The 18,425-nt window shown below is 58.4% G+C and carries 14 protein-coding genes; 6 read left to right on the plus strand and 8 right to left on the minus strand.

All coding sequences use genetic code 11. The features are described 5' to 3' along the window. Nucleotides 1-42 precede the first annotated feature (42 nt). The 4 genes from WJU23_RS05600 to recR all read right to left on the minus strand — a co-directional run bounded on the left by WJU23_RS05600 (nt 43) and on the right by recR (nt 5,304). Nucleotides 43-1,761, minus strand: coding sequence for a hypothetical protein (locus WJU23_RS05600; RefSeq protein ID WP_346331560.1), 1,719 nt, complete (start codon nt 1,759-1,761; stop codon nt 43-45). A 62-nt stretch (nt 1,762-1,823) separates the two neighbouring features. Next, nucleotides 1,824-3,548: a dynamin family protein gene (locus WJU23_RS05605; protein ID WP_346331561.1), complete on the minus strand. Its 1,725-nt coding sequence runs from the start codon at nt 3,546-3,548 to the stop codon at nt 1,824-1,826. Between the two features lie 134 nt (nt 3,549-3,682). After that, the gene (locus WJU23_RS05610; RefSeq protein WP_346331562.1) at nt 3,683-4,579 is read right to left on the minus strand and encodes a polysaccharide deacetylase family protein; all 897 of its coding nucleotides are present in this window, start codon (nt 4,577-4,579) and stop codon (nt 3,683-3,685) included. A gap of 119 nt (nt 4,580-4,698) precedes the next feature. Next, nucleotides 4,699-5,304 (minus strand): recombination mediator RecR, encoded by a 606-nt coding sequence (gene recR, locus WJU23_RS05615; protein WP_346331563.1) that lies wholly within the window; start codon nt 5,302-5,304, stop codon nt 4,699-4,701. Between the two features lie 356 nt (nt 5,305-5,660). Here recR and WJU23_RS05620 point away from each other — a divergent pair, with 356 nt between their 5' ends. The 3 genes from WJU23_RS05620 to WJU23_RS05630 all read left to right on the plus strand — a co-directional run bounded on the left by WJU23_RS05620 (nt 5,661) and on the right by WJU23_RS05630 (nt 8,890). Then, complete coding sequence (locus WJU23_RS05620; RefSeq protein WP_346331564.1) at nt 5,661-7,031, plus strand: PQQ-dependent sugar dehydrogenase; 1,371 nt, start codon at nt 5,661-5,663, stop codon at nt 7,029-7,031. A 79-nt stretch (nt 7,032-7,110) separates the two neighbouring features. Beyond that, entirely contained in the window at nt 7,111-7,695 is a 585-nt protein-coding gene (locus WJU23_RS05625) for a sulfocyanin-like copper-binding protein (RefSeq protein ID WP_346331565.1), read from the plus strand. Nucleotides 7,696-7,861: 166 nt separating this feature from the next. Continuing rightward, the gene (locus WJU23_RS05630; RefSeq protein WP_346331566.1) at nt 7,862-8,890 is read left to right on the plus strand and encodes a lipid A deacylase LpxR family protein; all 1,029 of its coding nucleotides are present in this window, start codon (nt 7,862-7,864) and stop codon (nt 8,888-8,890) included. Nucleotides 8,891-8,933: 43 nt separating this feature from the next. On the opposite strand, the gene WJU23_RS05635 is transcribed toward WJU23_RS05630, so the two are convergent. Both WJU23_RS05635 and WJU23_RS05640 read right to left on the minus strand, forming a co-directional pair. Beyond that, on the minus strand, nt 8,934-9,359 hold the full coding sequence (locus WJU23_RS05635; RefSeq protein ID WP_346331567.1) for a hypothetical protein: 426 nt from the start codon (nt 9,357-9,359) through the stop codon (nt 8,934-8,936). Between the two features lie 4 nt (nt 9,360-9,363). Next, nucleotides 9,364-10,983, minus strand: coding sequence for an AAA family ATPase (locus tag WJU23_RS05640; RefSeq protein WP_346331568.1), 1,620 nt, complete (start codon nt 10,981-10,983; stop codon nt 9,364-9,366). Nucleotides 10,984-11,089: 106 nt separating this feature from the next. Between WJU23_RS05640 and WJU23_RS05645 the strand changes: the two genes are divergently transcribed. Next, complete coding sequence (locus tag WJU23_RS05645) at nt 11,090-12,328, plus strand: glycosyltransferase (RefSeq protein ID WP_346331569.1); 1,239 nt, start codon at nt 11,090-11,092, stop codon at nt 12,326-12,328. On the opposite strand, the gene WJU23_RS05650 is transcribed toward WJU23_RS05645, so the two are convergent. Next, on the minus strand, nt 12,267-14,960 hold the full coding sequence (locus WJU23_RS05650) for an Ig-like domain-containing protein (protein ID WP_346331570.1): 2,694 nt from the start codon (nt 14,958-14,960) through the stop codon (nt 12,267-12,269). The two genes, WJU23_RS05645 and WJU23_RS05650, sit on opposite strands and share 62 nt — an antisense overlap. A 37-nt stretch (nt 14,961-14,997) precedes the next feature. Beyond that, a complete protein-coding gene (locus WJU23_RS05655; protein ID WP_346331571.1) occupies nt 14,998-16,035 on the minus strand; it encodes a TIGR02597 family protein in 1,038 nt (345 codons plus the stop codon). A gap of 311 nt (nt 16,036-16,346) precedes the next feature. On the opposite strand from WJU23_RS05655, the gene WJU23_RS05660 reads away from it, so the two are divergent. Beyond that, entirely contained in the window at nt 16,347-17,348 is a 1,002-nt protein-coding gene (locus WJU23_RS05660) for a MoxR family ATPase (protein ID WP_346331572.1), read from the plus strand. A gap of 149 nt (nt 17,349-17,497) precedes the next feature. After that, on the plus strand, nt 17,498-18,391 hold the full coding sequence (locus WJU23_RS05665; RefSeq protein ID WP_346331573.1) for a DUF58 domain-containing protein: 894 nt from the start codon (nt 17,498-17,500) through the stop codon (nt 18,389-18,391). The last annotated feature ends 34 nt before the right edge of the window (nt 18,392-18,425 follow it).

Consider the following 18,425-nt stretch of genomic DNA (forward strand, 5'->3'; position numbering starts at 1 on the left):
ACGCCCTTCACATCCCTTTCCTTGGCTGTAAATAATGCACCTTTAGCGGAACACCACATCCACCCCCATGGCGCTCTTCGACGCAAAACCCGGTATCCAATGCGGCCTCCGCGCTGCGATGAAGCGGTAGATCAACGACAGCGCACTCAGGATGATCAGCCGGTCCACCACCCGGTAACCCCGCTGTCGCCGCATGAGAAACTTCACCGCCCAGCCCAGATGGCGCGGATTCAGCAGCAGTGGCTTGAAGTCCGTCTTCACCCGATAACGCGCACGCAACCCGCGTTTGTTATACTTGGCCTTATACGCCCGTTTTGCTTCCTGGATACGCTCCTCAATGCCCGCCGCATCATCGGCAAAGTAGTATTCCCGTGCCAGCGCCAGCAGGCCAAAGGTATCCTTCATATACACAATGTCCGCCACTGGCACGCCTGCGCGCTCCGCCAGCGGCAGCATCCGCTCCAGATTGTCCATGCACCGCTGCGCACTCCTCAGCGCCCCGTCCGCATCCCGGACAAAGTAGCGCAGCAGCTTGCGGATGCTGTGGCTGACAAACAGGTTCCCCCAGTAAACCGTCAGTACCGGCGGGATGCGCACCCGCCGGAAGAACAGCTTCTGCTGCGCAAACTCCTCCACATACAGCAGTTCGCGTACACATTCATCCGCCAGCCGCAGCAGTTCTAAAAGCGCATCCGCATCCCCCAGCCGCCGCTGCGTGGCAAAGGCCCTCACCGCATCCTCCACCAGCATGCCATCCTTAACTATCCGGATGGTGACGTAGGTGTTCAGGTCGTTCCACAGTGCCTCTGGATCAATAAAAGCCAGTCTGCGAAACGGTACCCAGCCCCCTGTCTGGCACCACACCATGCAGCCGATGACATTCTGCGCCTGCTTCAGCTCCCGCGCATACCGCTCATACATCCAGCCCACAAAGCTCGGGTACTCCCCGCAGCCCTCGTATTCACGCCGCGTTTGCAGTTCCACAATTTTCGCCAGCGGGGTGCGAAAGAAGTTCCGGTTCAGTGGCAAATATCGGAAAAAATCCGTCTCCCCATATTTCATCGAGACCACCAAAGATTTGCTCGTGATACCCCTGAACGTCTCCGCAAAGGTTCCCCGATGCCACATCAGATCCCCGATTGGGTACGCCCCCACCGTCCAGGTGCGGAAGATCAGCCGCCGCCCATGCTTCTCAAAAACCGGCAGCAGCGCCTGCAAAAACACCCGCGCATCCGCCGGGGTGCGGATCACCAGCTGGCTGCGGAAGTCATCATGCACATCCTTCCCGTCTGATTCCCCGATGCGTACAATCACCCCCGCCACCTCGGGGAAATCCGTCAGAAACCGGTCCATCAGCCCCTTCAGATAGTCATTCACACTCACCCCCTCAATGGCCAGCCGCTTCAGCAGCCCTGGTGTGGCGGAAAACACATCCATCGTCACATGCACCTTCAGACCCGCTCCGCCCAGCACCTGAAAACAATTTCTCATCTCGCTGCGATACCGCGCTATCCGCCGCCTCACCTCCGGCTCAATCCACTCGTGGTCCGCCAGATGCGCCACATCATCAATGGAGGCCGCATTGAAGCCCCAGCTGGCCGCCTGCCGGCCAATGACATTAAGCTCCCGGCACACCGTCTCCCACCACGTCGCCCCCTGCCTGCCCGCATGATCCCAGGGTATTTTGGACCAGTTGATCACACGCCGGTCATAGCCCCGGAAAAAGGGGCCAATGGTATCAATGAGAAGCAGTTCAGTCACAAAAATTGGATCCTGCACTTTGCAGGCAGAACCCCAAAAGACTCGTGACAATTTCGTCACTCTCAGTGGGTCAATTCCCGCTGGAATGCATGAAACGAATCTGTCAGCGCCTGCAACCGCTCCGTCTGTCCCAGCAGCTGCCGCTCCCGCTCATTGGCTTCCAGTTGCGCCGGTTCCAGCATCGGCAGAAAACGTGAAAACAGACTCTCCACATCGCTCTGCACCTGCGTCAGCAGCATGTCCCTCAGTTTCATCGTGGAGCTTTCCAGACGGTCCACCAGCTCCCCACGCGTCCGGTTCAGTGCCGACTGTGCGATCAGGAGAGCAAAACCCAGCAGCAGCATTCCACCACCGGCTGACACCGCCGCTCCCATCGGCCCGTCAAAGAACCAGGCCGCCCCCACCGCTGCCAGCACAGGCAGCAGCAGCCAGGGAACCCAGCGCGCCCGCTTGCGCGCCTTCTCCAGTCCCGGTTCGATGGCCTCATCCAGCTTCAGCCCCAGCACAAAACGCCGGATGGTGCTGTCAATGTGCACCGCAAACAGCCGCCTCAGCTCCGGGTCCGCCTCCGTCGGCAGCTCCACATCCGCCGGGAACAGCGTCCCCCGTCCCTGCGAGTGCAAAAAGCGGTCATATTGCAGGCAGTCCTCCTCCAAAATGATGCCCACCTGCCGCCACCGGTCCCCGCTTCGTTGTTGCAGGTCCTGGAACAAACGGTGGTCCAGGCTCTCCGGCTTCGTCTCCTCCTCCACCAGCGCCGGATCCTTGGAAAAGGCCTGCCGCGTCGCCAGCACATCATCCGCCAGACCCGCCACCCGCACACAGGCCTCGTGGTAGTCCCGCTCCGTTGCATCCAGCGCCGGCAGGATCTTCTTCATCGTCCGGTCCACCTGCATCTCCCGCTCTGTTAAAAACTCCTGCACCAGCGCCGCCGAATGCTGTGCATGCTGCGTGGCCTGGGCCACATGCTCACGCAGGTTCGTGAGCAGCTGGCGCGCCAGCCGCACCGTGCTTGACAGCTTGTTCAGCCTCGCCGCGTTCTTTCCCACCAGAAGGGAAATGTGGTCCTCTAGCCGCTGAAAGCCGCTCTCCTCCAGCAGCTCCGCCCCGCCTACCGGCGCATTCCGCGCCTGATAAGCTAGCTTGGCCGACACGGGAAACAGCGGAAAATCCTGCGCATACCGCTGCCGCGAAAGCTGCCCCATGTAATCCGTGATCACCTGGATTTCCTCCGGGCTGCGGAGATCACACTGCTGCAGCACAAACACCACGTTACGCATCCAGTGCTTGTGCACTTTGTCCAGAAACTGCCACGCCGATGCCCCCCAGGGATTCATCGCGCTGAACACAAAAATCACCAGGTCTGCAATCGGCACAAACCGCTCCGTGATCTCCTGATGCTCGTTCTCGATCGAGTTCGTGCCCGGCGTATCCACAATGTGGAAATCCCGCAGCAGCTCGCTTGGCAGGTGCACCTCATCCAGCGTTGGCGTTACCGGCACCACCTGCTGCACCGGCCCGTGCTTGAAAAACAGAATCTTGTCCGTCGTCGGCATCACCCCTGTTCGGGAAAAATCCTGCCCGAACAGTGCATTCAAAAACGTGGACTTCCCCACATTCACCTCTCCCACCACGACAAAAACAAACGGCTCCTTCAGGCTCGCGATCAGATTTTCCGCAATGGCGATGGACTCCGTATCCCCGCCCACATCACGGATCACCTCCGCGAGCGCATGCAACTCCGTGCTCAGACGGGTGCGCAACTGGAAGTACTCGTCGCCGATCATGGTAGGGTGGATTTCAGAAAAAGAGGGGGAATTTCCGGACAAAGCATCATTTCAACGACCAACACACACCGGTGCGGGTGCAGCCACTCTGTTCCAGAACCCTGAACCCTCCAGCCAAAAAACACACCACCCGGTCACTGTGGGATCGGCAGTGGCGTCGGATCATTCTCATCCACCGCCATCGCCGGGCGGATCACCACGCCCACGGGCATGTTCGCCTTCTCCATGTTTAGGAGCTGGCTCACCGTCACAAACTGATACCCCTTGGCCAGAAGCTGGTCAAACATCCCGGGCATCGCCTGGATCGTCGGCGGGTGAATGTCATGCGCCAGCATGATCGCGCCCGGATGCGCCCCGTTCACCAGCCGGCTCGTCACCACAGATACCCCCGGCCTGCGCCAGTCCTGCGGATCCACCGACCACATGATCGTTGAATACCCAAACTCCGAGAACATCAGCTGCTTGATCCGCGTATTGATCGCCCCATACGGCGGCCGGATCAGTTGTGGCCGATAGTTCGCCACGGACACCAGCGCATCCTCGCTCTGCTGCAGTTCCGAGCGGATCTGCGCATCGCTCCGGCTCGTCAGGCTTGCGTGCGTCCAAGTATGGTTCGCCACCTCATGCCCTTCCGCGATCATCCGCTTGATGATGGCCGGATACATCTTCACCTGCTTGCCGATCACAAAAAACGTACACTTGATGTTCCGCTCCTTCAGGATGTCCAGCAGCTTCGGCGTCAGCGACGGATGCGGCCCGTCGTCAAAGGTCATCGCCACCACCTTCTCCGTGATGTTCACCTGCGAGTAGCTGATCTTCGCCCCCGCCGGTGGCACCGTCGGCATCGTGGACGGATTGTTCATCCGCTTGGCCAGCGGATTGTCCAAGATCACCGGATCCCGGTTCTCTTCCATTAGAGTTGCCCTCCGCACCTCCGCCAGATCCTCCGACTTATTGTCCGGGGAACTGCAGCCGGAGCTGCCCATGAGGATGCCGAGCCAGATACTGAGATACATGCGTTGAGAAATCACGGGGGCGAGATTAGTTCAGCCCAGCATTTAAGAAAGCATGAAGTTTGTGGAAAACCAAACTTTCCCCCAAACCCGCTCCCCCTGCTCCGCGCCCCAAGCTCCACGCTTCCCCCCGCCCCTCACACCCGCCGCCGCCCTTGCAGTGCCTGGTACAGCGTCAGCTCATCCACATGGTCCAGACCGCCGCCTGCCGGCATACCCTGCGCAAGGCGTGACACTGCCACCCCCTCCGCCCGGAGCAGATCTCCCACATAACTCGCCGTCGCCTCCCCCTCCACATCACTCCCCACCGCCAGGATCACCTCCTCCACATTCAGCCCCCGCACCCGCCCCATCAGCGCTTCAATCCGCAGATCCTCCGGCGTCACATTGTCCAGCGGCGACAGCTTCCCGCCCAGCACATGATACAGCCCGGTGAAGGCCCCGCTCCGCTCCAGCCTCAGCACATCCGCCGCCTGCTCCACCACACAAATCAGCGCATGGTTCCGCTTCGGGCTCTCACACAGTACGCAGGCCTCCTCCCGCTCGATAAAAAACCCGCACTGGTCACACGCCACCACCCGCTCCCCCAGGTCCCGCAGCCCGTCCATCAGCGGCTCCACCCGGGTCCCGTCCTGCATCAGCCACAGCACCACCCGCTCCGCACTCCGCGGCCCGAGCCCCGGCAACGCACGGATCTGCGCAATCAGACGCTGAAGCGGCGGCGGATAATCAAGAGCAGGCATGGCAGGACAAAATAAACAAACAAACGAGCAAGTCTCCCCATTGCTCACCCATCCCCGCCCCCTCGCCAAGCCAAATCCCATCTCACCGCTGATTTTGAGCCCCCCTCTTCATCCAGCCCCTGTTCCAAACCTTCATCCTCTCTGACAGTCTCTGATATTAATGCTTATTGCCGAGCATTAGTGGTTTAATAATCCCCTCACCTTCAAATAAGCTTTTCCCCTCATCCCCGCTCCTTGCTCCATCCCTCTCCCAGCATGGATCATTCCGGCAAAAGCATTTCAGGCTTGTCACCTCTGCGGGACTTTCTTAGCCTCCCTCCGTTGAGCATCCCACATCAACGTCCCAACCCAGTACCATGAAATTCAAACCCGCTCTCTTTACCCTCATCGCCCTGCTTGCCAGCGCCAGCTTTGCCGCAGAAACCAAGCCTGCCCAGCCCGGCGGCAAGCTCCCTGGCAATGTCGCCATCTCCCTGGTCAAGGTCGCCGACGATCTGGTGGATCCCGTCAGTGTCGCCGCCCCTGATGATGGCACCGGCCGTATCTTCGTCGTTGAGCGCCCAGGTGTCATCCAGATCATCAAGGACGGCAAAAAGGCCAAGCGCCCCTTCCTGGACCTCAAGGACAAGACCATCTCATCCTTCCTGGAGCTGGGCATGTACAGCATGGCTTTCCACCCCGATTTCAAAACCAACGGCAAGGTGTACATCGCCTATGCCGACCTCTGGTTTAACGGCGCGACCATGATCGCCGAATACACCGTCTCCAAGAGCAATCCCGACCGCCTGGATCCCGAAAGCGTGCGGATCATCATGCAGATAGATTTCCCCTACTGCAATCATCACGGCGGCCAGATCGCCTTCGGCCCCGACGGTTATCTTTACATCGGCGTCGGCGACGGCGGCTGGGAGGGCGATGTCATCAACGCCGGCCAGGATCTGCATACCTGGTTAGGCAAAATGCTCCGCATTGACATCAACCAGAGCAGCACCGACCGCGCCTACGGCATCCCGAAGGACAATCCCTTCATCACCCCCCTCCAGCAGATGACCCTCTTCGGCGTCAGCGAAGAGGCCTTCTCCAAAGTCCGCCCCCGCGCCAAGCCCGAGATCTGGTCCTACGGCCTTCGTAACCCCTGGACCTTCAGCTTCGACTCGAAGACCGGCGACATGTACATCGCCGACATCGGCCAGAACCACTGGGAAGAGATCAACATGCAGCCTGCCAGCAGCAAAGGCGGCGAAAACTACGGCTGGAAGTTCATGTGCGGCAGCCATCCCTTCCCCATGATCCTGAAGAAGAACCCCGACGGCAGCGAGACCTCTGTGGATCCCGAGAACTATCCCGTAGTTGGTGTCATGCCCATCGCCGAATACAGCCACGTGGACCAGGGCATCTGCGTCATCAACCTGGGCGTTTATCGCGGCAAAGAATACCCGGAACTCGATGGCGTTTATTTCTCCGCCGACTGGGGCAGCGGCAAAGTCTGGGGCATGAAACAGGTGGACGGCACCTGGCAGATGCAGGAGCTGCTGGACCTCGCCGATGGCATCCGCCCCACCGGCAGCGGCACCGGCCCTGACGGAGCCATCTACCTCACTCACGCCACCGCCAACTACGGCGGCCCCGTGGACCCCTACACCAGCGAGCGTGGTGCAGTGTGGAAAATCGTCCCCACCGCCAAAGTCCCCAAAGACGCCCTCACCGCGCCTCTGGGTGCCAAATAACACGTCGTTGATTTTTACAGGCTTTGGCCGCCCGTGCGGTCAAAGCCTCCTTTAAATCCGCTCAATGCCCCCCTTCACCATGCTACGCCCCTTTCTATTGTCTCTGCTCAGCCTCACCAGTCTGGTCTTCGCCCAAACGCCCCCTCCTGCTCATGACCATGGGGCGATGGAAATCCCTGGTCTGAAAAAAGAACTCTTTGCTGGCATCACTCCCGAGGACCTTCTCAAGCCCGGCACCGAGCCGAAGAGCGTCAAGGTCAAGCTCGTGGCCACTTTCAATGCCGTGAACTATGGCATGAACTTCAACGGCTATTCCCATGGCAAGGCCGTCCTCACCATTCCCACCGGCTGGAAGGTGGACGTCACCTTCATCAACCCCAGCCCCATCCCTCACAGCGCCATCGTCACCGAGCAGGCTGAAACCAAAAAGCTGCAGGTTCCGGAACCTTACTTCGAAGGCGGAGCTACCCCCAAACACCTGACCGGCATGACCATGGGACAGGCCGATTTCAGCTTCACTCCCGATGAAGCCGGCGAGTTCGCCCTCGCCTGCGGTTTCCCCGCCCACGCCGTCGCCGGTCATTGGATCAGCCTCATCGTCAGCGACGATGCAACCGTACCTACCTTAAAGTTAGGTGAGCAGGGCGCCGTGGAAGTGAAGTAAAATTTATGCGTATTGCATGAAACGCCTTTAGCTTCATGCAATACGCATCCTTCCAGTGCATTTCGCCCTCCGAAGTCCTTGAGCATCAAGGATTTATTGCACATTCCATTGACGGCACAGGATGTGCAGAGTCTCGTTGGAGTTGGTCCATAAATTGCACCCCTCCATGAAACCTATCCTCTGTTTCCTTGCTGCTCTGTCGCTGCATTCAACCCTCCAAGCCCAGGAGATCGATCCCAACCGATTTGGGACTTTGTCGTTCTACTTTGAGAACGACCTCTTCGCCCGGACGGATGAGAATTATACCAATGGCACCCGCATCAGCTGGACCTCCCCTGCCCTGCGCAAGTTCGGTGACGATGCCACCATTGGGGGCATGGCCGGATACTTCGACAACTTCGGTTGGACCGGCAATTCCGACTTTGAGCGCAATGTGGCCATCAGCCTTGGCCAGAGCATGTTTACTCCGCGGGACGTGGATGCGTTTAACCTGGTGGATGACGAGCGTCCGTATGCCGGCTGGTTATACGTCGGCATGGGCATCATCTGGAAGAACCACAAGGTCAAGAATACCCTGGCTCTGAACATCGGCGTGGTCGGCCCCTGGTCCTACGCTGAAGAAACCCAGCGCCTGGTCCATGAAGCCCGCAACCAGAGCTTCCCCAACGGCTGGGACAACCAGATCGGTAACGAGATCGGTGTCAATGCCTCCTACGAACGCATGTGGCGCATCCGCGACCGCAAGGACTTTCACGGCTGGGACTGGGACATCCTGCCCTATGCCGGCGCAACACTCGGCAATGTCATGACCCACGCCACCCTCGGCACCGAACTCCGCTTCGGATACAACCTTCCCGATGACTTTGGCACCGGAGCGATCACCGAGGCCGCCACCACCCCGACCGCGATTGAGAACCCCTACACCGCCAAGTCCTGGGCCCGCCGCTTTGGCTTCCATTTCTTCATTCGTGGTGAAGGCCGTGCCGTCGCCCGCAACATCTTCCTGGACGGGAATACCTTCCGCGACAGCCACTCTGTGGACAAGTATCCCCTGGTTGGCGACCTCTCCGCCGGTATCGGTATGAACTGGAAGAATACCAAGCTCAGCTATGCATATATCTACCGGACCAAGGAATTCCGAGGCCAGGACAATGCCCAGATCTTTGGCTCTGTGACTCTGAGCTTCAATTTCTAAGACGACTCCAAATATCGAACTGAAGAAGGGTGGACCGCAAGGTTCACCCTTCTTTTTTGGCCTCAACCACCGGCTCCGGGACTGACACATCGGCGACCATGAGAGCCACCAGGCAGGCCACCCACGCGGCCAGCAGACCGCTGAAAGGTTCAAACAGCACGCCGCTCCAGGCCAGGGCCACAGTCAGACTGAGGGTCAGATAGGAGAAGCCTAACAAAAAGGCAAACTTCTGCCACATGGCCTGCATGGCCAGTCCGAGCCAGGCGCTCAGAAAGGCAAAGACCGTGTAGTAGCCGTATTGAAGAAGAAGGCTGCTCTTTAATCCGCCCTCCGGCACGACCACCAGGCGGGGAAGCTGCTCCCCTAACCAGCGGGCCATGTCAGGAAACAGGCCAAACTGGTACAAGGCAAGCATGGGCACACAAACAAGGATGCCGATAAACATGAAGGTGACGCGATGGCGGTCCATAGGATCAGGAGACGGGAGATTCAGGCTGGCGGTAGGAGGCGACAACAAGCTCGCTCAGAAAACGGTCCGGATGTTCCACGGACTCCTGGTCTATATGGAAGGCCTTCTGGCCGGAGCTGCGGGAGACAAGCTGGAGACCAAAGGGATAGTCTTTGAACAGACGGTCACAGAGTTCCTGAATGCCGCAGCCTTCACGCTCCGCGCGGTTGACCAGGGCACGGACCGCCTCGGTATCAAAGACAAGCTCCAGGCCATGCTCAATGGAGAAGTGACTGGCAAAGCGATGCACAATCTCCGCCCGGGAATCCGTGCTGAAGCTCTGGGCATCCTGTCGGCAGCGTTCCAGTGCAGCGGCGGGATCCTTCACCAGGGTTCCGTTGACGATCAGGTCAGGCAGAGCCAGGCTGGGCAGCTCAAACTTAAAGTCACGCAACACTTTTTCCCATGCGGTGACGAGACCGCGCGCACCGGTCTTTTCCTCTGCGGCCCGCTCAGCCACGGCTCTCAGTGCATCATCTTCAAAGACCGTGCGGACGCCATAGGCGTGGAACTCGCGCTCATACTGGCGGATGAGACTGCCCTCGCTATTCTTCATGATCTGGAAGAGATCATCAGCGTTGAGGGTGTCGCAGAAGACACGCACAGGGAGACGACCAATGAACTCAGCCTCGAATCCGTAATCAATGAAGTCCTTGGTCCTGGCCTCGCGGAGCATGTCATCCGTACGGGGTTTTTCCGTGACCATGGCACCGAAGCCGATAGCGGCCTTGGCCTGGCGTTTTTCGATGATCTTTTCCAGCCCTGAGAAAGCGCCGCTGACGATGAAGAGGATGTTGCGGGTATTGACGACCTCACGGCCCGTGCGGCCTTTGCGGGTATCAAACATCATTTGCATCTGGCTGCGCATATCATTGGGCGCATAGAGGGAGACTTCGGTCTCCTCCATCAGCTTGAGCAGGGCCGTCTGGACGCCGCGCCCACTGACATCACGACCTATCCGGCCTTCACCGCCAGTGGCCAGCTTGTCAATTTCATCCAGGTAAATGATGCCGTGCTGCGCAAGCTGGACATTGCCATTGGCCTTGGCAACGAGGTCACGGACCAGATCGTCCACATCAGCCCCGACGTATCCGGTCTCGCTAAACTTGGTGGCATCGGCCTTTACAAACGGGACACCGATGAGATCAGCGATGTGCTTGACCAGATAGGTCTTGCCGACGCCGGTCGGACCGGTGATCAGGACATTCTGCTTGGTGAACTCCAGTGGGGAGGCCCCAGCCTGCTTCTTGTGCTCCCGCAGCATGCGGGCGTGGTTGTAGTGGTCGCAGACGGCGGTGGCGAGGACTTTTTTTGCCTCGTCCTGGCGGATCACAAAACGGTCCAGATAAGCTTTGATATCAGCGGGTTTGTAACGGAAATCGTATGATGGGGCAGGCTCCTCCGGCGGCGGCTGGGCCTCTGCGGATTCTTCCTCCGCCACGGAACGCATCCCGGGCTCCACGCGTGAAAAGACGACCTGGCCACCGAGGCTGTTCTTGATGAAGTCCTCAAGCTTGCGCGTGATCTCGTCCGGCGACGGCGGCTGCTTGGGGGCTTCTGGAGGGTCCTGGGGGGTGTCAGTCATGGTTTGTGGAATTGTTCCCGATACGGAGGCGAAAGACAATGGCTTTATGGACATTCGACTTTGGTCGTGGCGCAGACGCCATGATTATGGCATTAAAGCCTGACATATGGCTCTTTCGATCCTGGACGTTTTCAACCGCTACCGTTTGGCGGGCGGGGAGGAATTCGCAGTGGAGCGTATCCGCGCCATGCTGGCCACCCGCCATCAGGTGCATAGCTGCCGGTTCGCCAGCGAGGAGTGGCTGAGACCTGATGCCCCTGGGAGGTTGAGCCAGGGCTGGCGCTTTTTCTACAATCCGGCGAGCCGCCGACGTTTTGAATCGGCGGTGGAGGAAAGCGGGGCTGATCTGGCAGTATTTCATAACCTGTTTCCGGTGGGGTCTCCGGCCATCTACCATGCGGCCAGCCGCAAGGGCATCCCGGTGGTCCAGTTTCTCCACAATTACCGCCCTTTTGCAGTTGGCAGTCTATATTCGCGGGGCATGCTGCAAACGGACTCATTATACGGGAACCACTGGCAGGCGGTACGTGACGGTGTGTGGATGAATTCCCGCGTACGCACGCTGATGATGGCGACACTTCAGAAAATGCTGCATCGCAGCGGGTGGCTGGGCAGCGTGAAAAAGTGGATCGCCATTTCGGATTTCATGAGAGAGCGGCTGATCGAGGCCGGAGCGGTGGCTCCCGACCGCATTGTGACACTCAGGCATGCGTGGGACTGCCTGCCGCAGGCACCTGAGAAACAAGATGCGGGCTATTACCTATTTCTGGGGCGGCTGATCGAAGAGAAAGGGCTGCCGACGCTTCTGGATGCCTGGGACATGCTGCAGGCACAACTGGGCAAAGCCACGCCGCGACTGCACATTGCAGGTGAAGGGCCGATGGCGGAACAGGTGAGACAGCATGCACGCACGAACCCTTTTATCTGTGCCCTGGGAAATGTAGGCGGGGAAACCAAGACCGACCAGTTGCTGCGCTGCCGGGCGGTGGTGGTGCCATCCGTCTGGTGGGAGCCATTGGGGCTGGTCACATATGAGGCTTATGATTATGCCAAGCCGGTATTGGCAGCAAGCTCAGGCGGGCTGACGGAAACAGTCCAACATAGCCGCACAGGATTTCTGCATGTGCCTGGAGACGCGGCGGGGCTGGTGCAGGATGTGCTGAACCTGGAGGCCATGTCCGTCACCCAACGGATGGCGCTGGGAAATAGCGGAAGGCACTGGCTGCGGCAGGAAACTGACCCGACACGATGGCTGCGCAAGTTTGATGAAATTGCGGGGGAGGTCATTGCTCCTCGTCAGGCAGAGCTCCGGATAAAACAGGAGGCGCTGCGAGGAGCTCGATGAGGCCGCTGTTCTGCGGGGAGGTGGTGACTTTTTCACTGCCTTCCGGAAGCTCAGCCAGGAGGAAGAAACCGACACGTTCCCAGCTGCCATCTGAGTGGCGGACAAAGGTGCCTTGAAACGGCGTTTTGCGTGTGAGGGATTTGACCTCGTTGGGGAGGGTGAAAGTGCCGGAGAAGTAACCTGCGGGTTTCGACAGCAGCTTGAAGGTGACCGTGTTCGGATTCGGGTTCGTGTCCGGTGTTTTCGGAGTGGACTTGGGAACAATGACGGTCTGTTTTATGCCCGTGTCCTTCTTGTTCATGATGGTAAACGGGAAGGTGTCAATATCATCCACCAGCAGCCCGCCGCCAGAGAAGGTGAGCCAGGCATTGGCCTGGGTGTCCGAGGTACCGTTGTCGGCAAGACCGGCGACCACGCCGCCAGAGGCAGGGGCCAGATACATGCCCCCGGAGAGGGTGAGGTCAAAGGCTTCAAACCCATCGCGATAAGCGCGGTCTTTGGATTTGGTCTCAGCAGGCGGCTTCATCCAGCTGACAGCACCCGTAATGCTGTTGAGGACGGTCGCTGAAGGTGCTTCAGGAATGTCAATCTTGGGAATGCCCACCAGAGAGCTGGTCTTGACGGCAAAAGGACTGAAGATCGGCAAATCCCCCCGTGGACCAAGGATAGTGGGGACGGTGAAGGACTTGCCATCGGCAGTCCTGCCCACCAAGGTGGCGGTGCCCTTGTCGGTAACTGTCAGGGCCCCGAATCCATCTCCCTGCGGGATAAGGGGATTACCGATGAATTCAGGCGCATCAGGGAGGCGAAGGCTATAGGTGTAGCTTCCAGTGTATTGCGTAGGCTTGGAGGTCTTGGTCCAGGTGTTGCGGACGCCGAACACATTGGTGCTTATGTCTTCTGGATTTTTAAGGGTGCCGGTCAACTGGAAGCTCTCGATAGAGCCGTCAGCGATGTCGAAAGTAAGTTCTGCGATGAGAGTTGGCTGGCCTTTACGGGTGAATTCCAGCTCGGGGATGCCAACGACGGTGACGTCACCGACGTCAGAGATGGTGAGCTTGCCTTTGGCGGAATAGGCTGTGGAACCGGAAAGGAGCTTGGCCGTGAAAGCGCCTTTGGTGGTAGTGGTGAGATTGAGGCGGCCACCGAAGCCGTCAGCGATTTCTGGTTTGCGCTCGATTGCGGCCAGGAAGGTGCCGACAGCGGCGGCAGGAACTTCATCAATGGTGATGGTAACAACAACATTGCCGCTGTCGCCGACGCTGTTTTTGGCAAAGAGGGTCACTTCCTTGTCAGTGAACGCCTTGGTAGGGTAACCGCTGATGACACCGGTGGTTTTGTTCATTTTCAGGCCGCTTGGAAGTCCTTTGGCCGTGAAGGTAGAGGCATTGCCCTGGGGAGCATTGGCAACCGCCACTTCAAATTCATAATAAGAACCGACGTAACCGGGATCCAGCGTACTGATGGCAATGACAGGGGCTTCCGAACCTGGAGGCAGATCTGAGATGGTGATGGTGACGGTGGCAGGTGTGGAAGAGTCCAGTCCATCAAAGGCACGGAAGGTGAAACTGTCATTGCCGGTCAGACCAGCTGTGGCTGTGTACTCGTAGGTGCCGTCTTCCTCAAGATCCAAAGTACCTTTGGCCGGTGCATCCACTACGAAGAAGGTCAGAGCATCCAGGTCGGCATCGGTGCCGGTAACGGTGCCGCCGGAGGTCTGGCCACGATTGAGAGAGAGGGTGCCAGCAATGGCAACAGGCGGATTGTTATCCACGATGGTCACAGCAACGGTGGCCGGGGCAGAGTAATCCTTGCCGTCATACGCCCGGAAAGTGAAGCTGTCATTGCCGGTCTGGCCTGCAGTGGAGGTGTACAGGTAGCTGCCATCTTCCTCGATATCCACAGTTCCCTTGGTGGGTTCATCCACGACGAAAAAGGTAAGTGTATCGTCATCGGCATCGGTGCCTGTAACGGTGCCGGAAGCGGACAGGCCACGGTCAATGGTGAGCGTACCGGCCAAGGCCACAGGCGGCTGATTGGGCGGAACAAAAAACTGGACTTCCATTTCCAGTTTGGCGACTGCCCCGTCGCCGAGACCGTAGTCGTGCGTCTGGGCGCTCACAGCGCCTGCAAAGAAGGTGGCATCGGGACGAAGAAAGACGCTGGCATTCACAGGAGGCCCCTCTTCGGGATCTGCCGGGAAAACGGCGGGCAGTTTGGCCAGAAGAATCTCCGTGGCATCCAGCCGGTTGGCTCCGACGAACAGCCAGATGAAAATGGAGCTGCCGGCGAAATCATTTTCGGCGGATGGAGCGGTGCTGAAGGTGATCTGGTTCTCAAATAAACCATTCTGGGCAAAGGAGGTGACAGGAAAGGGTGTAGCCGCAGAACCGAAAACCTCAAAGGCCTCGACCAGGGCGGTGATATTGCCAGCGGCCAGGAGCGTTTCCACTTCTCCATCGGAGATGGTCATGCGGCCGATAAATCCTTTGCCCTCAGCGACCAGGGTGCTTTCGCTGCTGGCGATGCCGTGAGCAGCCAGGCCGTTATAATTGGAGACGGTCAGGGTGGCAGAGCGGGCCAGGGGCACCAGAGACAATGCCAAAGCCAGCGCGAGGAAGATTTTTTTCATATCAAAAGGAAATTCGACGAAGTGCGCTGGGACGGAATCAAAATGCGCCCTGATTGAGCTGAATGCTGACAGGCCCGCCCACACGATGAATGATGTAGGCTCCGTCAGGAAGTGGCACATCTTTCTGATCTGCCATGCCAGCTCCGATGCGCCGCCAGCCCGTGCCTGCGATGCCGCCGGGAGCGGAATAATAATATTGGATGTAGCCGCCAGCCTGAGCATCCCAGAGCAGCACACGGTCAGCCTGGACAGAAGTGAGGCCATGGGTAAGGCCTTCTTGAAGACCGGATGTTTCCAGAGTAAGCCCGACTTCAGAGTCAACAGCATTCACCGGGCAGAGGTTGGCGACAAAGTTGTTACCCGTCTGAAGGTTGACACGGGTATTGCCTGGTTTGACCTGACCAACGATGACAACCGATTTGGCAGAACGGGCTGTGATGGCGATGCCGCCTGCAAACTCCAAGGGAACCACGCCCTGATCCGTGGTGAAATCTCCGACAAGGCGCCAGCCGGCGGTGTATTCTCCCTCACCGTTGGAATAGAAATACTGGTCAAATCCAACCCCGTTAGGAATCTGGATCAGATCAGCCTGAGCAGGTGCAGCGGCGTCTGTCAGTCCTGCAGAATTGTCAGCCCCAAAGACATCGGCCAGGGTCCAAAGCTTCCAGATTTTGACAGTGGCACCATCGGCCACGCCTTCCGGGATGGCGTCTGCCAGGACGATTTCGTTGTCCAGAGCGAAGGTGTCTGTAATGACGCTGGTAAAACCGACCCCGGCATCTCCGTCACTGCCGGAGATCTCAATGGTGTGGGATGGCAGACTGCCGGTGTTAAACTGGTCGTTGATCAAGGCGACGTTCGGCGCGCCTTGCAGGAAAATGCTGGTGCGGCCCGCATCAATATTGACAAGGCCTTGCATCTCCATGGAAGGCAGCAGGGCGAAACCCATGAAATTGGTGCCTGGGGTGAGGTTGAGAGTGAGGAATCCCATCACAGGAGTGGTTACCGTTGTCTGGGCGATGGCGGTTGCAGCCAGCAAGCAGGATGCAGCCAGACAATAAATGCGTTTCATCATAATGAGAAAATGGATAGGGAAGCTTGGCCAGGAAATTAATGGAACCTCTTAACATCTAACCGGTTCGCAAGCAACTTGCGACTGACATTCATGGACTGAAACCTGTTTTTAAACTTCTGTTCAATGAATAATCACCCTGAAAAAGGTTATCCGTTACAACTCTAACAATTTATTTTCAGACTGTGAAGCCGAAAAGCGTCATTTCTTTTCCCGTTTGAGGGATTCAAAAACTCATTGAGAGCGATTGAGAAAGAAAAGAGGCTATGGTTCCGTGTCACAACGTCCCTTTGCTCTCTCCCCCGCACCACCCCATGTCCGATACTGCCGCCGCTGCCGCCTTTGTCTCAGGTTTCAACAAACTCAAAACCGCGCTGGGCCGGCGCATTGTGGGCCAGGAGGCGGTGATTGAACAAGTGTTCATCGCCATTGCAGCCGGGGGGCACAGCCTGCTGGAAGGCGCTCCCGGACTGGCGAAAACGCTGCTGGTGAAATCCCTGGCGGATGCAATGCACCTGGGCTTCCGGCGTATCCAGTTCACCCCGGACCTGATGCCGGCGGACATCACCGGGACGGAAATCATCCAGGAGGACTCGGAGACGGGACGGCGGAAGCTGGTTTTCCAAAAAGGGCCCATTTTTTCCCAGATCATCCTGGCGGACGAGATCAACCGTACACCGCCCAAAACACAGGCCGCCCTTCTGGAAGCCATGCAGGAGAAAAGTGTGACCGTGGGCCAGGAGACGTATATTTTGCCGAAGCCCTTCTTTGTGCTGGCCACCCAAAACCCCATCGAGCAGGAGGGAACCTACCCGCTGCCCGAGGCGCAAAAGGACCGGTTTTTGTTTCTGATCAAAGTGGACTATCCCTCAAGGGAAGAGGAGCGCGAGGTCATCGCCCGGACCACTGGCGGGGTGCAAGAGGAGATCGAAGCCGTGATCACGGCGGAAGAACTGCAATCCGCCCAGGCGCTGGCCAGGAAGGTGCCGGTGCCGGATCATGTGACGGACTTCGTTTTGGACCTGGTCCGGGCGACGCGCCCCAATGAACCCGATGCCCTGCCCTATGTGAAGGAGATGCTAAGCTGGGGGGCCGGCCCTCGCGCCAGCCAGATGCTTGTGCTGGCAGGCAAAGTTCGTGCACTGCTGCATGGCCGTACACATGTGACCACGGATGACATTGAAGCCCTGGCGATGCCGGCGCTCAGACACCGGCTGGTGCCCACATTCCACGCCGAGGCGGAAGGGGTGACGGTGGACATGATCGTGAAGGAGCTGATCGCGAAGGTCAAAAAAGCGGAGGGCAGGGTGTTGTGAGACCCGATTCTAGACAGGATTGCAGGATTTCCATGATTTACCGGAGATAACTTTGAATCTGCTTTGGATGGATCCTCTTCAGTCGGCTAAATGAAAAAATCCGATTTTTGTTAATCCTGAAAATCCTTTAATCCTGTCTAAAAGTCTGAATGGCCACCCTCTCCTCCATCCTCGAAGCTGAAGACATCACCAGTCTGCAGAGCTTGCAGCTCTTTGCACGGACGGTGGTGGAGGGGTTTACGACGGGGAACCATGCGTCTCCGCACAAGGGCTTCAGCGTGGAGTTCCGCCAGCACCGACCGTATGTGCAGGGGGATGACATCCGCAGGCTGGACTGGAAGATTTTTGGGAGGGCGGACCGGTTTTACATCCGGGAGTTTGATGAGGAGACAAACCTGCGGGCCACGGTGGTGCTGGATGCCAGCGGGTCCATGGGCTACCGGGGACAGAAGGGGGTGCAAAAATTCGACTATGCGCGCAAGCTGGCTGCGGCGATGGCCTACCTGCTGATGTCGCAACAGGATGCGGTGGGGCTGATCACCTTTGACAGCAAGATCCGCGAGTTCATCCCCAACCGGACGCGCATCACGCACCTGCATCATTTGCTGGAAACGATGGTGAAAACGGAGCCTGGCAAGGACACGGCTCTGGCTCCGGTGCTGGAATCTTTGGCACAACGGCTGAAGCGACGGGGACTGGTCATCTTGATCAGTGACTTCTTCGACGATGCGGCGGCCATCATGCGGGCCATCGGCGTGCTGAGGAAGAAGGGGCATGAGATCATCGCCATGCAGCTCTGGGATCGCGATGAGCTGGAGTTCCCCTTTGGGCAGTGGTCGCGCTTTGAAAATCTGGAGAATGCGGAAGAGTCCCTGCTGCTGGATCCTGCAGCCGTGCGCCAGCGCTACATGGAGGTGCTGAAGGACTTTCAGGGAAAGCTCACGGAGGGTTTTCGCAAACATCAGGTGGACTACCTGAGCCTGCCGACGGATGAACCGCACGCGGCGGCGCTGAGGAGTTATCTGGCACTGAGGATGAGGTGAATGACGAAATCCGAATGACGAATGACGAAAAGTT

It is taken from the genome of Prosthecobacter sp. SYSU 5D2 (genome assembly GCF_039655865.1).
In the GTDB taxonomy this organism is placed as follows: domain Bacteria; phylum Verrucomicrobiota; class Verrucomicrobiia; order Verrucomicrobiales; family Verrucomicrobiaceae; genus Prosthecobacter.